The following is a 13,978-nucleotide window of genomic DNA, read 5'->3' on the forward strand; positions in this document are numbered from 1 at the left end:
GCTTATTGCTCATGAAATTCACCTATGGCGTATTGGTACAGTGCAAGATATTCCTCTGTCATCTTGTCCCAAGAAAAACGGGCAGTGTTTTCAAGTCCCTTACTGACAATTCCTTTTCTTGCCAGAGGGTCTTTCAGAAGTGATATTTTCTCCTGCAGAATCTCGGTTGTAATGTTGTCAAGCAGCAAATCCTTGTTTCCGATGACTTCCGGCAGAGACGATGTGTTCATCGCCAGTACGGGACATCCTGCCATCTGAGCTTCCAGGACAGGTAATCCGAATCCTTCATATAAGGATGGATAGATGAAGCAGAAAGCCTCATTATACAGTTTGTTGAGCTCTTCATCTGAGACACGTCCGCAGTATGTGTAATTAAGTTTATGCTGCTTCATGAGTTCCATTTCTTCATGTGTCAGAGCCGGTCCTACAATCTTCAGCCCGAAATTGCATTGGGCTATGGGTTGGATGATAGCGGCGAAATTCTTATATCCACCTCTGTGGCCTACAAACAGGAAATAGTCCTTGTACTTTGTGCCAGGCAGTCTGTGGAAACGGTTGTCGACTCCGTTATAAATTACGTGTACTTTCTCAGGGGGCACATCGGGAAGCAGCCTCAGCAAATCGTTCTTTGTGCTTTCTGAGATGCACACCACCGCATCCGCCTTTCTTATCGCCGCATACTGCTGACGGCAGAGAAGGTGTTTCTTTATCGGATTCTTCTCATAGAAGGAGTACACAAAATCGTGGACGGTGGTGATGTTCACGGCACAAGGATGTGCGAGAGTGCGGTAATAGCTTGAGTGGAAGATGAATGGTTCCTTACTGTCGACAATGCTCTTTGATGGGTTTATGAGACGTTGCAGTGACGGGACAGAGAGATGACCTTTTATGATTTCTGCAGAAGACAAGTCCACCTGTTTCCGTGAGATGTTGTCGTTATCGTAGTCTATGAACGAGAGGTCGTTACCTTTTTCTAAGCATCTGCTGATAAGGTTTGTCCATACAACAGAGATTCCACCACACCGTTGTAGTGCATAGATTATATTGTCATATAGTATTCTCATATTCGTTAGTCTTTTAACTCGGATAAGGCTTCGTTCAAGGCTTTGATGTATCCTTTGCCGAACTTCATGTCAGGTTCCATGTAGTTGCCTTCGCCCCATTCGTTCCATGATTTTATGAAGCATAATGGAGTTTTCTTTTCGTTTACGGAGGACAGCACATCTTTGCAGTGCTTCTTGAATTCTTCCGGTGTTGAGCCGACAAACAGGTCACCGTTCCTTCCACTGCGTGGCGTATGGTCCCAGTTTGGCATAATGACAGGTATGTATCTTTCGTCGTGCCGTTCAAGGTCGCTGATAAGGCGTGGCCATATTGTCTTATACTTCATCATCCTCGGACATCTCAGCACCATGCTTGTAATTTTTCGTAGGAACCATGAGAAATTGTGTATTTTATCTCTGTTATGACGGCATGAGACAACACTGTCGAAGCCACTGCCCAGTATGTCCTCACCTGTTGTGTCCGCAAAATAAGTGAATCCGGAGAAGTGGAATCCCGGCAGATTGTTTTCCTTTGCCAGCTGCTGCCAAAGGGACATGAAGCGTTCCGCCTCCTCGAACTCCAGTGGCTTGTAGATAAGGAAGAGAAGTTTTCCGTTGACTTTAAGATACCTTTTGTCTTTGAATGCTGGCAGAAGGGAATAGAAATGCTTCACGTCATCCTCCTCGCCACAGTACTTCTGTTCTGCAAGAATCTTCTTGTCGACCAATGAGCCATCATTATTCCAGAATTTCTTGAACCATGACTCATTAGCCCAGCACAAGCAGAAGGGAAAGTCCGGTTTGCCTGATTCCACAACCTCCTTGAATGGCAGTTCCAATTCTTCATGACCGTTGCCGAACCAATAATGGTAATAGCAGAAACCTGTCACACCGGCTTCTCTTGCCAAACAAGCCTGCTCCTCGCGCGTCTCAGGAAGGCGAAGGTCGTAGAATCCCAGGTCTGCAGGGATTTTTGGCTGGTAATGACCAGGGAACAGGCGCTTCGCCTTGGCTACATTTGTCCATTCCGTGAATCCTTTTCCCCACCATAGGTTGTTGTGTTCTGTGGGATGATATTGAGGTAGGTAGAATGCTATTATCTGTGGTTTCATCTGCGTCTGTTGTTTAGAATGATATTGTAGTTATCCATCAGTTTGCCGGCTAAGTAATCCCATGAATTGTTGCCATGATGGTAATCGTGCAGAATATTCTCTGCCATCCGGTCGAGGACAGTATTGCTGTTCATCTTTATTATAGCTCCTGCCAATGCATGGCTGTCCTTTGGAGCAACAAGGAGTCCGTGCCTGCCGTCCTCCACCATTTCATGCAATGCTCCGACTTTTGTCGCCAATACAGGCTTATCCAATGCGAACGCGGACATTATCACGCCGCTCTGCGTCGCATCGATATACGGGCAGCAGACAAATTGTGAATGATGGACGAGGGAAATGAGCTCATTTGTCTCAATGAAGCGGTTGATGAGCTTCACATATCCCCGGTCAACATACTCCTGGATATTGAAATCAAATGTTCCTTTTCCTGCCACTACCAGTTTCAACGAAGGTTGTTCCTTATGTACTTCCTCCATTGCTTCACACAAGTACCTGATACCTTTGTGCGGGTTGATGCTTCCAATGAAAAGGATATAAGGCTTGTCGTAAAGTGATGCACCCACTTCGTTGTTTTTCAGATGTGTGTAGATACTCAGTTTGGAGTCGAATATTCTGTCGTCAGTGATTGAGTATCGTTGTTTGAACTGTTCTTTTTGGGTATTGTTAAGCAGCATGAAATAATCAGCCCGTCTCATGGCAACTCCACGTTGCAGATTATATATGAATTTCTCATCACTGGAATGAGGTATCGGGTCGTGGACAGTGAACAATTTGGGCATGTCCAAACTATACAACAAAAAAAAGCAATAGTCGAAAGGCCATGTGAAATGTACCAAGTCATAGCCTCCTGCTTTAAGTTCTCTTCTGAATCTATAGGCAAGGAGGAATGATGTCCACGAGTAATTATGTGCTACAGGCATGTTGACAATCCTCATGTTCCTGAGTCCTGCTTCGTTCATTAGTCCTTTTAGTTCGGGATAATCAGATGCGGGATAGACCTTTGCTTCCAGTTTCATCTTATCAATACTTACGACTGTCCCACACTTGTTCTTGTCAGACATGATCAAATAGTATGTTATGTCCACGCCTTTCTCTGCCAAAGCGTTGAGAAGAGGAATGTCACAGTCTGTAAAGACACTCAAGGATATATATGCTATTTTCATTTCTTATCAGAGTTTATTTGTTTTGTCTCCACAAAATTCTTATTATAGAAATTCCTTTTTGCCTCGTAAGACTCTGCCGTTCCGAACAGCCAGTTCTGATATTCTTTTATGTTCTCCGATGTGGTGATATATGTGTTGAACATCAGAACGAACCCGATAAACAACATGAACAGGCGACGGTTATTGACATAGTAGAAACATTTCACAAGATACCCACACAATATCCAGAACGAGAAAGAGAACAGGATTCCAATGCGGTTACTCATTTCAGAGAACTCACTTGTCAGATATGAACCAAGGATGTATATCATCAAAGCATTGATGAACATTTGATTGCTTCTTGACATTTCTGTCAGTCTGTCATAATAGAGGAACACCAGCAAGCATATTATGAAACGTTGGAGAAGGACAAAGCGTGAACTTGCAAACATTCCGAAATCGGAGTAGATTTCAATCTTTGCAGTGATAATTTCATTGCTGAAGCCTATCGCCTCAGCCAGTTTCAATATAAATGCTATGTTTGAGAAAAGCACGGCATTGCCTATAAGTACGGCTGCAAAGAACACCCACTTGTTGACACGTCTGTTCAGAATGAAATACAGAGGTATATAGATGATGGAGGACAAGTGTATACCCATAGCAATACCACACATCAACAGATATTTCCAGAATTTCTTTTCTTCTATATAAGGCAAGGCGTTCAGAACAATGAACATTGCCATTGAGTTTCGCATGAGGTTTATTGAGATTTCAAAACCACTGAAAGCCACATACGTTGCCAGTGCAAAAAGCACGCTTATGCTATACCTGCTGAAAAAACGAACAAGAAGGATTGTGTTTATAAGACTTGAGACAAATGCAAGAAAATAATAGTTGTCGACTATTGTCTTGCAAACCAACTCATAGACAAGCCATAACGGCTCCGTATGCTTGAAATAGTTGTACGAAAGCAAATCACTCCAAGAGATGTTGCCAAACAAATGTGCGTATACAGTCCAATCATGCCAGATATATCCCCTGCATCCGAAGAATACAAGAAAAGAGACTATACCTAAACGGTTAATATTATGGAACAATGCCTTGTCTTCCTTCTTTTCGCTGGCAATCACTGCCAGAACAAGAAGAAAGACAAGGAATATCATATATGGAATGGAGTATATCATTGTATTCAATTGCTTTATGTGAACCAACTCCAGCCATGACATTTATAGCCAAGGTTCTTCGGACGGTCTCCAATCTTTTTTGCAGGCATTCCGCCGACAATCTCGTAGTCGCCGACATCTTTTGTCACCACAGCACCGGCAGCCACCACAGCACCACGTCCTATGGTAACTCCCTGAAGAATGGTGCAGCCAACACCGAGCCATGCATAGTCCTTGATGACTATGGGCTTGAAAATCCCTATAAAGTCCGGGGACATGGCATCATGCCCTCCGGTAACAATGCTTACATTATGCGAGACGGAGACATTGTCCCCAATAGTTATCTTGCCACGCGCGTCGATGAGACATCCTCTGTTTATGTGGCTGTATTCTCCCATTTCAAGGAAATTGGCGTTCATAATATAGCATTTCCTCATGATGAACGCCCCTTTACCAAGTCTCACCTTGCCAAGTCTCAGTAACGGACGGCGCAATGTCCAGAATGGGATATGCGGACAGATGCTGTTGATGACAAACTCAAGTACAAAACTGTAAGCGAAGGCTGTGACAGAACTGTTTGCTTTCATAATGTTGAACATCTGTATAAGCATGAACATCAGTTTCTTCAAGTGTATCCCGCCACCGGAAGTAATCTTGTAGTTGTACCAAAGATTATTGTATGGCCTGTTCGACACACCTTCGAGGAGATACTCCTCAAGGAACACATCGGCTTTCCGGAACGTATAGCCGTCCTTGTACAGACGATGAAGCATCTCCCAGTCAAGTGAGTACTTTAACGATTTCTTCTTTGAGACATCATAAAGATATTTCTTGTGCACAGATGCCTTTATCAGAGAAGAACCATGCCGGAATGTCGGAATATAGTCCAGACGCGATGGGTCATCGTCCGCAAAACGGTTGTATTTGAATTTCGGATGCACCTCGATACTGTTGCAGAAGATGACATCTGCATCCTTGTCTCCAGCTTCCATTATCACATCCTCAAGAGATGTAGCCGACGCATATACGTCACCACTGTTAAGAATGTTTATCCAGTCACCGGTGCAATGCCCTATGCCTTTGTTCATTGCCTCATAGATGCCTCCGTCAGGTTCTGAGCACCAGAAAGCAAGCCTGTCGGCATACTCACGGATGATGTCTGCCGTTCCATCGGAGGAGCCTCCGTCGATGACAATATACTCCTTCTCCGCCCATGTCTGCGAGAAGAAGCTCTCCATTGTCTTGCGGATGTTCCTGACATCGTTGTAGACAACGGTTATGACGCTTATCTTATGATGAATGTTTACTTGTTCCATATTCCCTTTGCCCTTTTTGTAATAAGCAACCTTGCCTGGTATGCATACAGGCATCCTTCTATAATAAAGACAGCTGCCATGGACAATGAAATGCCAATAACTCCATATTTTCCTGTGACAGTTGTTATAGCAACAAGGTATATGACTGTCAGAAGGATAGAAGACACTATCTGAATCCGTATTTTGTTGAACCCGTTCAAAAGATATGATGAGCAGTTCGTGAAATTGAACGAGCAGACATACAACAAGACACATACAGACACCTCAAACGGAATTGTCACTGTACTGCCAACCCATTTCCTGAAGAAAAAGTCACTGACAGAAAGGAGGAGAAGACCTGCGATCACGCTCATCATCAGCATCCTTGCCGACCTTCTGTAAGCCCGGCTTATCCATTCATAGTCATTCTTGACCAAAGCGTCGGTATACGCGTTCCAGAGCGGTGACAATATTATGGTATATGCTATTATCAAGAGATTGAACAGTTTGAAGCTGATATTGTAAATCGTGACTTGCTCTGGACCGCAGTAATGTGAGATGAATACATTGGCTCCTCCGAAGACAACAAGACAACTGGTAATCTGGATAGTGAAAAATCCCAGTCCTTTGCCTACTACTTTCTTCACAACATCGGTGTTCACACTATTGAATCTCGGCTTCAGATATGGATGCTTGCGTAGTAGTGGGACAGCCGCCATACAAAAAGCCAATGCTGGTATTCCTGTAAAAGCAGCAACGACATAGGCAAGATTGCTTTCTGTCGTCTTTGTAAGGATAAATACAGCTATCACAGACAGTACATTTCCAATGAATATGATAAAATCATTCACAACATACTGCTGCATCGCAATGTATGCCATTCCGATGTTTTTGGCGACAAACTGTATCAGTGTGAAGAAAACAGCCATGGAAAAAATCATTACCAGTTCCCTATTTCCTACACTTTTGATGTTCAGCAGAGTGTTTATGTCAATAATGTGTACAAGTGGAATAATGACAATGGCAATGAGGAAGGCAAGTCCTGTCAGGATGAACATAGCAGTGCTGAAGTACGAGCGTGCCATTTCCTTGTTCCCTGCCGACAAAGCCTCTGCCATATAGTTTCTCATTCCATTGCCTAACCCTATATCAAAAAAAGAAAAACTGTAGAGAACGGAGGTCATAGCCATCCATACTCCGTAATTCTCTGTGTCAAGATAATCCAGCGTTATTGGCACCATTATCAACGAACAGGCAAGTAGGCAAACTCTCATCACTGCTGTTGCCACAGTGTTTTTTGCAACATTCAATGTTCGCCCATCAACAGATGACAGCCGTTTTGTTATCTTGTTATGAATTATTCCCACTGCAAAACACCTATTTTTTCCTATTATTTATCAAATCTTTTATAAACAGCACCCACGCAGCATCCACCATGACAGCAAAAAACATAGTCAGGATGAGTATCATCATTCTTGACATGCTTGACGGCTTATGTGGCATCTTTGCCGACTCGATGATAGTATATGCCGGAGTACGAGCTTGTATCTTCGCTTTAGCGGAGTTCATTTGCAGGGACATTTGGTTCATCATGGTGAAAGCCGCCTGCATCTCATTCTCCAATTCATCACGCTTTGTAATGTATGCCTCGAGCAGCATATCCTGGTTGGCATCACAATAAGCAGCATAGGCATCCTGTGCTTTCTGGTATTTTGCCTTTGCCTCTGTATGCAGCTTTGTGTAATATTCGAGGTCGTTGCGTGCCTTCTTCGTGCGGTAGGCTGTGATATAGTTCTGGAGACGCTGCTGTAAAGTGTCAGCCATGATTGCCGCTGTCAAAGGATCCTGGTCGGTGACGGTGATTGTTATTACACTGGTCTTCTTGTCTACCGTGCATCCGATGCTCAGTGAAATGGCTTTGCACATTTCCTCATCTAATCTTGAAACCCTGAACGGATCAGCTTTACCACCACCCTTACCTACACTTTCCTTGGGTTTCAGCGCCTCTACAAGCCATATTTTCGGATATTGCCAGAAAGGAATCTTCGTGTCTCTCGTAAGATGTTCAAAATATGTACGTTCCGTATCGTCATTCTTGGTTCTGACAGGAACATTGAACAATGTATATATGAAATCGTTGGAAGTAAGTATCTCCGGATAGATTTCAGGATAGATGGCATCCATGCTCTTTGTTCCTTTACCGATGTCTATTCCGAATGATGACGCCATGTCAGCAAGGTTGCTTGACAGCCCTATGCCTCCGGCGGATACCTCCGGTGCCAAGATTACACTCGACGTATAAGACCTTGGTGACGAGAACGCTATAATCAATCCCAATACCGCTCCTGCAATGATTGCTATCGTCAGCGATTTACGGTCTTTCAGCACTTTTGTTGCCAGTGCAATGAGGTCTATTTCTTTTATATTAGCTTTTTCTTCCATGTTTTTGTATTTGACTTTATGCTTTTAATTTATCGGCAAGTGTATTTTATTTATGTCCCCACAAAGTTCTTCCGACATTGTCGATGTGTTCTTTGAGTGCAGGTGTCATGGTGGGGAATAACCTCAAAGAAGGATAGCATGTTATTATTTTGCATCTATAGGTTTCAACAGTGCTGTTGCTTTTTCTGTTCCGAAGAAATACTGGGTCGTCACACCCTTCATGTATTTCAGTTTGTTCAAGAATGTGTTGATGTCAATATCATGCTCCATAAAACGTCGAATCTGTAAACCTACACGGTCATTGGCTATCGGACCTATGACTATATCATAATCATGAGCAGGCATTGGTGATGTGCTACTCCTGTTTGCAAACACGAATTCTGCCCATTCTTGCGAATATCCTTCAAAGCGTTTTACTTTTAGTTCATTGGAATCAAACAGTTTCTCATCGAAAGAGTATGACAATATCGTTTGTTCTCCTCCGAGTTGGTTTACTTTTGTTATAGCCATAACTTCCGCCTGCTTGTAGTCAGCAGACAAATAGAACCCTTTGCCGAAATCTTTGCCCTGTTTTGACTTGCTTAGGTCTATTTCTTTGAAACGCATGTTTGTTCCATGATATAATTCCATCGTATGCTGTGTGTGTTAAGCCATCCTGGCTGTCGTTATTTCATTGTCTAAGAAACTGTATATGTATTGAGAGCTTTGATGGTAAAGTCCCGTGGCAGGCATTTTCAGAGCCTTTAGTGTGTCTGATGTGTAAAGTGTGCGCAAAGCTTCTTTGACAGTCATCTGCCTTTTTTCCACAAGCATCTCTGTCAAATCCCTCATGGCGCACTCTATCATATATTTGAGTTCTTTGTCTGTGATGTTCATACTTCAAATCTTTCTTAGCTGTTCGTAATTCTTGATGTCGTTGGGTTGCAGTTCTCCGCCATTCCTCCGGCAGACAGTTCCGACTGCCTCGACCATATCGAAGAAACTTTGTGTGTGGACTGCTTCGTAATTGTCAAGGATGAAGTCCAATCCTTCGAAGCGATCCATATAGCGGAATGCCTGTTCGTCCGTGAGTCCGTGTGCCTTGGCAAACTCATTTGTCAGGGCTATTGTGTACTCTGCCATGTCTCTGACTTTGTTTCTGTCCATAATTTATCTTCTGCGTTTTACTGGTCATTCACAATGTGATTCCGACATTGCCGATGTGTTCTTGGAGTGCATGGTTCTTTATCGTATCATAATGGAGCACATCCACAAAGAATGGGAGCGTGCTTTCCTCTAATTCTGAACATAGATGCATGATTGTGTCCAATGAAACATGTGCGCCCTTTATTGCGATGTCTATGTCCGAGCCTTGTTTGGCGCAGCCCTTTGCCCTTGAACAGAAAAGCACGATGCTTTCTATCTCAGGATAATGTCTGCACAATGTTTTCAAGATATTTACATGCAGTTCCGACAGTCCGGTGCTCATAGCCTTTTTGTGAAATCGTTGTACATTTTTTCCAGCATCGGTGATAGAGGGATTTTATTTCCCGGACTATCTCTTCTGTCATATTTTTGTATCGCTCACACTTCCTCCACCTTCCAGTCCGTTATGCCACGTTCCCTGGTGCTGAAGTTTATCCCTATCTTCACTGTCGGCAGGCTGAGGAGGGAGAAGCGTTCCGCATAGTTTTTCAGTTCTATCTGGCACATGGCTTCGCCGGCTGACTTGTCAAGTTTTGTCTCGATAAGGTACAGCTTGCCCCACAGCACCATGACAAGACCCACACGTCCGTCACTGGTATGGACCTCAACATCGCCGTAGGCTCCGAAGAGGGAGAACACGACATAAAGCATCTGCTGCCAGTGTCCCTCATGGTCGATATCGTTGCAGTAAGGGACTGTCTTGAAGAATTTCTGCAATAGGCAAAGAGCACCTTCTATATTTCCTTCCAAGAACATTTCCGCCAATTCTCCGATTACGGTTGTCGGCAGTTCGGCATTTATGTAATTGGGTATCAAGGCTTTCATAAGCCCAGTGCGAACCTCCTTGTTTGGTATACTCAACGTATATATCTTAGACAATGGCGAATAACCTTTTATCGTCATGTAGCCACTTTGGTAAAGCAGTGGCATAATGGAACGCATCGTTTCCACCGGCACATCAAAATTATCAGCGGTGGCCTTGCATATTCCGCCAATTTCTGACGGCAGTGTTTTGTATTTGCGCATCATCTCGATGAGATATGTTGATGTTCCTGACGCAAACCAATAGCTGCCAGTCTCCATACGCTCAAAGCAGTTGAGCAGACTGTATGGGTTGAAGATGTCCGGCGATTGCGGAGAGAAATGATAACCGTCATAATTCTCCGTCAGCTCTTTGACTGCCTCTTCGCGGGTGAGACTGTTATGCTCTGCAAAGAGGTCTATGTCTTCACTCATTGCGGTAAGGAGTTCTTCTTTTGTTATTCCGCAGATTCCTGCATACTTGTCCCACATGGAGACATTGGTGATGTTGTTCAGTTCCGAGAATATGCTCAGTTGAGAGAATTTCGTGATGCCGGTGAAGAAGACAAAGCGCAGGTATGGGTCGCTGGCTTTCAATGGGCTGTAGAAGTTACGCATGATATGGCGCAGGTTCTTCAGCCGGTCGCCCTCATGGGCTACATCAAGGAGCGGAGCGTCATACTCATCTATGATGACCACCACCTGGCTGCCCGTATGCTCGTAAGTGTGCTTCATGAGGCGGGCAAAACGGTTGCCGCTTCCAATGACATTGTCATCACAGCAATACTTCCTCTCATACTCTTCCACCTGAAGGCAGAGGTAATATTCCAGTTCCTGCTCATTGAGGTGCTTTGCCTTGCTCATGTCGAAATGCAGAACAGGGTGCTTCTTCCACTCCTTTTCAAGATTCTCTATGGCAAGCCCCTTGAACAAATCCTTCCTGCCCTCAAAATAGCAGTGCATGGTACTGGCAAGGAGCGATTTGCCGAACCTACGGGGACGACCGAGGAATACGTACTGGGAATTGCCATGAGCCAAATTGTAAATCAACTCGGTCTTGTCTATATACAAGAAATTGTCAGAACGTATCTTGTCAAATGTCTGTATTCCTATCGGATATTTGTGCTTTGCCATATTGCCTCCGCTTTTATTATGTTCTTAAATATATCCAGTTATCATACATGGTATATGCAACTCACGCTTCCACTCCTTATGTTATATTAACGCCTTGTTCTCATTAATATTGTGGAAACATGGCTCTAATCTGTATTACATCAGGCTCATGATTCCACAAATAATATGGCAAAGATACGTTTTTTTCTTCATATTGCCAAATGGTTATGGCATTTTTGTTCCTGTTTCTTATAATTTCAATAATTGATGTTATGGTAATTGCTGTTATAGACCGTAAACATTGACAGGAAAGAACTCCATCATTCCTTTTCACTCTCGGCAGAGAAACAGGAAGGAGTGACACCATATTTCTGCTTGAAACAGCGAGCAAAATACCGCGAATCGGAATATCCGCAGCGGTAAGCCACCTCGGAAACACTGAGTTTCTCCACTCCCTCATCCCCTCCGAGGAGTTGTGCAGCTCTCTGCATCCTTGCATCTATAAGGAGCTGTGCGGCAGTAATGCCCACAAGGGAGCGGAGCTTGCGGTTAAGATTGCTGCGGCTGGTGGCGGCGAAGGATGCCATGTCATCGATGTTGGCATCACTGTTGGATATGTTCTCCTCTATATACTCCTTCACACGGTCAAGGAATTTCCTGTCCGCTGCAGGAATATCGGAAGGAAGTTCCTCCACTATCTCCTTGGCGGGAGTGTTGCCGCCACTGCCGGCAGACTTGTCAAGGAGAGCCATATACTTCTCCAAAAGTTCATGACGCTGACGGTGGAGTTCACGGACATGGAACACTGTGTACACCGCTCCCGTAATCATAGCCACGACTATAAGCCAACCGAGAAACCTTGCCCAAAGAGTCTCATACCAATGAGGCTTCACCACAATCAGAAGCCGACGCGTGTTCTTCACCCAGCGGCCGTAACGGTCCGTGGACTGCACTTCCAAGATGTGCTCTCTCGGCTGCAGGTCATAGAATGTCAGTGAGCGGTCCTTTGAGGCATGGCTCCACGGTGCGCTGTCAAGCCGCGTGCGGTAAAGTATCTCAGAATTGTCAGTATAATCCAGCGTAGCGAACGACAAAGAGAAGTTCCTCTCATCCGTGCCTATTACTATCGTATCAGTGTTGCACACATCAAGGCGCGAGCGTTTCCCACTGACCGCCAGTTCCGTAAACAACAATGGTGGGACATAGCCCGGAACATCCATGCTGCGCCGTGTAGCGATATACGCCCCTTGTTCCTGCCCGAAGAGCCATGAGTCAGGAGAAAGTTGCAGAGGACGCTCCTCGGAGAAATGGCTCTCGGCATTCCAGAAAGTGCTTGAATAAGTCACAGTCTCGTCTTTTTCAGGTGAGAAGTCCATCACTCTGTCTGTGGATACAATCAGAAGCCTGCCGGCATCCTTCAATGCCAATGCATGGCAAGCATCAGAGGTAAGTGAGGAATTGGCGGTGTTGTAGTGCCGGAATGAAGGTTTCGCAGAGAACAGTGTCTTCTCGTCCGTCACATCTATGCCATTGTTCTCCGTAGCAATGAATATACGCCCTGCCTTATCCCCGACAACATCCATCAGAGCATTCCCGGCAAGACTCCCCTCATCATTTCCATTACGCACCAATCTACGGAAAACAGTCTTCCGCAGGTCTTTTTTATCGACAATGCCCAAGATCAATCCGTTGGTCGTGGCACAGACAATGTTCCCTGAATGCGTTGGGTATATTCGCCTTACCTTTACCTTCCCGTCCGCAATGTCCTTCATCGGAAAAGTCACAAATGACGGTTCTTCCAAGGCAGGATACTCAATACATGCCACACCGCCGCCGAATGTCGCAAACCAAAGACGTCCGGCAGAGTCGTCCACTATATGATAAATGACATTGCATGGCAACTCCTCCTTGCCTAACTCCTTTATTTCATACGTGCCGTCATGCCTGCTCCTCAGCCTCAGCAATGCTCCCGGCTTGCACCCTATCCAGATGTCCCCATTGCGTGCCTGCATCATACTGTATGCACGATAGCCGAATGGGGTCTTCTCCCTGTGAAATCTGCCATCTCTGCCAAGATACCCCACCAACCTGCGACTGCGGTTATAGAGACGTATGCACTCGTCCTCCTTCGTGGCAAGCCACAGACGAGAGCCTTTGTCCAGAAGAAACGCTCTCGCCTGCACTCCTTCCGTATCCTCTACAAGCTGTGCCGGATGCTCCGCACTGCTTGCCTTCGTCACTCCATAGCGTCCCACCTGCCAAAGATTCCCTTCTCTGTCGCGAAAAGAGACCGGACACGTGTTCTTTGGAAATATGTACTTTGACTTGCCAAAACCTGATGTCAGTCTGTAAGTCCGGGCATCTAACTTGAAAAAACCGTCCTCCGTAATGCAAATGATGTTCCCAGTCTCGTCAAGTGCCATTTGCCGTATCACTTCCGAACATATGTCTGCACCGTCTCCCGGATAGGATTTCACCTGCCTGAACTCGTAACCGTCGAAACGGTTCAGCCCATTCCATGTCGAGAACCAGATGAATCCTTTGCTGTCCTGAAGAATATCAGAAACAATCCAATGGGACACACCCGAATCTGTGTTGTAGACAGTCTCGGATATCTGTGCAATGCTTCTCTGCACAAGGCAGAGCAGGAACAGGATATGGAGTATCAGATGTCGTGGCATA

Annotated in this window: 13 protein-coding genes; all 13 read right to left on the bottom strand. The window is 44.9% G+C overall.

Annotation, left to right across the window (positions count from 1 at the left end; translation table 11 throughout):
- Window positions 1–2: 2 nt before the first annotated feature.
- Window positions 3–1,064, bottom strand: a complete 1,062-nt coding sequence (locus E5358_RS04340; protein ID WP_135939062.1) for a glycosyltransferase family 4 protein — start codon at window positions 1,062–1,064, stop codon at window positions 3–5.
- A gap of 5 nt (window positions 1,065–1,069) precedes the next feature.
- On the bottom strand, window positions 1,070–2,155 hold the full coding sequence (locus E5358_RS04345) for a glycosyltransferase WbsX family protein (protein WP_135939063.1): 1,086 nt from the start codon (window positions 2,153–2,155) through the stop codon (window positions 1,070–1,072).
- A complete protein-coding gene (locus E5358_RS04350; RefSeq protein ID WP_135939064.1) occupies window positions 2,152–3,318 on the bottom strand; it encodes a glycosyltransferase family 4 protein in 1,167 nt (388 codons plus the stop codon). Before E5358_RS04350 ends, E5358_RS04345 begins: the two co-directional genes overlap by 4 nt.
- Window positions 3,315–4,481 (bottom strand): EpsG family protein, encoded by a 1,167-nt coding sequence (locus E5358_RS04355; RefSeq protein WP_168354580.1) that lies wholly within the window; start codon window positions 4,479–4,481, stop codon window positions 3,315–3,317. The genes E5358_RS04350 and E5358_RS04355 overlap by 4 nt, the downstream gene beginning before the upstream one ends.
- A 14-nt stretch (window positions 4,482–4,495) precedes the next feature.
- Complete coding sequence (locus E5358_RS04360; protein ID WP_277821154.1) at window positions 4,496–5,776, bottom strand: glycosyltransferase; 1,281 nt, start codon at window positions 5,774–5,776, stop codon at window positions 4,496–4,498.
- A complete protein-coding gene (locus tag E5358_RS04365; protein WP_135939066.1) occupies window positions 5,764–7,122 on the bottom strand; it encodes a lipopolysaccharide biosynthesis protein in 1,359 nt (452 codons plus the stop codon). The genes E5358_RS04360 and E5358_RS04365 overlap by 13 nt, the downstream gene beginning before the upstream one ends.
- Before the next feature lie 10 nt (window positions 7,123–7,132).
- A complete protein-coding gene (locus tag E5358_RS04370; protein ID WP_135939067.1) occupies window positions 7,133–8,197 on the bottom strand; it encodes a Wzz/FepE/Etk N-terminal domain-containing protein in 1,065 nt (354 codons plus the stop codon).
- 144 nt (window positions 8,198–8,341) lie between these two features.
- Window positions 8,342–8,827, bottom strand: coding sequence for a DUF3990 domain-containing protein (locus E5358_RS04375; protein WP_135939068.1), 486 nt, complete (start codon window positions 8,825–8,827; stop codon window positions 8,342–8,344).
- Window positions 8,828–8,842: 15 nt separating this feature from the next.
- Window positions 8,843–9,073 (bottom strand): hypothetical protein, encoded by a 231-nt coding sequence (locus tag E5358_RS04380; protein ID WP_135939069.1) that lies wholly within the window; start codon window positions 9,071–9,073, stop codon window positions 8,843–8,845.
- 3 nt (window positions 9,074–9,076) lie between these two features.
- Entirely contained in the window at window positions 9,077–9,343 is a 267-nt protein-coding gene (locus E5358_RS04385; RefSeq protein WP_135939070.1) for a DUF3791 domain-containing protein, read from the bottom strand.
- A gap of 28 nt (window positions 9,344–9,371) precedes the next feature.
- Entirely contained in the window at window positions 9,372–9,665 is a 294-nt protein-coding gene (locus E5358_RS04390) for a nucleotidyltransferase family protein (RefSeq protein WP_135939071.1), read from the bottom strand.
- Between the two features lie 95 nt (window positions 9,666–9,760).
- On the bottom strand, window positions 9,761–11,317 hold the full coding sequence (locus E5358_RS04395) for an ATP-binding protein (RefSeq protein WP_135939072.1): 1,557 nt from the start codon (window positions 11,315–11,317) through the stop codon (window positions 9,761–9,763).
- A 299-nt stretch (window positions 11,318–11,616) separates the two neighbouring features.
- Window positions 11,617–13,977 (bottom strand): two-component regulator propeller domain-containing protein, encoded by a 2,361-nt coding sequence (locus E5358_RS04400; protein WP_135939073.1) that lies wholly within the window; start codon window positions 13,975–13,977, stop codon window positions 11,617–11,619.
- Between the last annotated feature and the right edge of the window lies 1 nt (window position 13,978).

The sequence above is a fragment of the Palleniella muris genome (genome assembly GCF_004792655.1).
Classification (GTDB): Bacteria; Bacteroidota; Bacteroidia; order Bacteroidales; family Bacteroidaceae; genus Prevotella; species Prevotella muris_A.